Raw genomic sequence first — 1,429 nt, 5'->3', positions numbered from 1 at the left:
AGATGAATCTCCTGAAGCCTCTCCACTAATATTACTTCCTACCTGTACCCAAGCACTACCATTGTATTGATAGATTCCAACAGCACCAGTACTACCCGCTATAGAGGGTGATCCAACAGCCACACGAGTTCCATCATCGCTGATACTTACTGAACTTCCCCAAAAATCAGCTGCATTTGCTCCATTAATATCAGCTCCTAACTGCGTCCATACACCATTGGTAAATTCGTAGACTCGTGCATGTCCTGCATCAGTTCCTGATGCATTGTCATTATTTCGTGCACCAGCAATCATACGGGTACCATCTGCACTAACAGCCACAGAATAGCCAAACTGATCTCCATTGGCCTCTCCTAATAAATCATCAATGGGGTACGATGCTGTAGTAAACGTCATTACGGCTCCATAACTTGTTCCTTCACTATTGGTTGCATAGGCTCTATAGTAGTAGGTAGTTTCCTGATTAAGACCTATAATGGTCTCATTAAAAATTCCTATACCACTTCCATTGGTGTCTTTGGTTACATCAGCAGCTCCTATGGTGGGAGTTGTATTGGTAAAAGAATAAACTACACCTCTTTCAGTCACATCAAAAGCTCCTTGGTTTGTTACTTCTCCTCCTATGTTTGCTGTAGAAGCTGTAAAAGAACTGGCAGCGAGAGTGTTTACTATGGGTTTTTTAGGAAATGCATAGATTTTTACTTGTCCTGCATCGGTTCCGTTGGTATCATTCAGAGGGGCTCCAATGACAACAGTACTGCCATCTCCACTAATGCTTACAGAAAAACTCAAAAAATCAACTGTAGCCTCTCCAACAATACCTGAACCTACTTGTGCCCAATCTCCAACAGAGGTGTATTTAAAAACTCTTGCTTTTCCAGAGTCGCTGTTATTTCTACGAGCACCTCCTACTAAATAGGTGCCGTCTGCACTAATGGATACAGAATACCCAAACCATTCTCCAGCAATCTCTCCTTCAATATCATTTCCTAATTGATTCCATGTGCCTCCACTAAACTCATATACTTGTATGATTCCTGCAGGACTATGTCTTCGAGCTCCAATAGCAACAATAGTTCCATCACCATTAATACTTACTGAAAATCCAAATTGTTCACTAGCGGTTTGACCATTAATATCGGCTCCTATCTGCACCCAACTCGTTCCGTTGTAATTATAGATTCTTGCATGACCAGCATTGTTTCCATTTTCATCATTGTTAAGACCTCCCACAATTAAGTAATCTCCACTGTCATTAAGACTTACTGAATAACCAGATTGATCTCCAGCAGCCTCACCATCAATATCACCTCCCAGTTGTGTCCATGTTCCACCTGATTCTCCATAAACTCGTACATGACCAGCGTCAGTCCCATTTCCATCATTCAGATAAGCTCCTATGGCAATACGAGTACCATCTGCATTGAGG

General features: G+C 41.8%; 1 protein-coding gene. It reads right to left on the bottom strand.

Features of this window, described 5'->3' with window-relative positions; translation table 11 throughout:
• Positions 1 to 1,429, bottom strand: a 1,429-nt coding sequence (locus tag AAON49_RS00120) for a hypothetical protein (protein ID WP_349551735.1), incomplete at both ends; no start/stop codon positions are given.

It is taken from the genome of Pseudotenacibaculum sp. MALMAid0570, assembly GCF_040151415.1.
Lineage (GTDB): Bacteria > Bacteroidota > Bacteroidia > Flavobacteriales > Flavobacteriaceae > Polaribacter.
The sequence above is the reverse complement of the archived record's forward strand: the minus strand, read 5'-3'. Positions and strand labels throughout refer to the sequence as shown.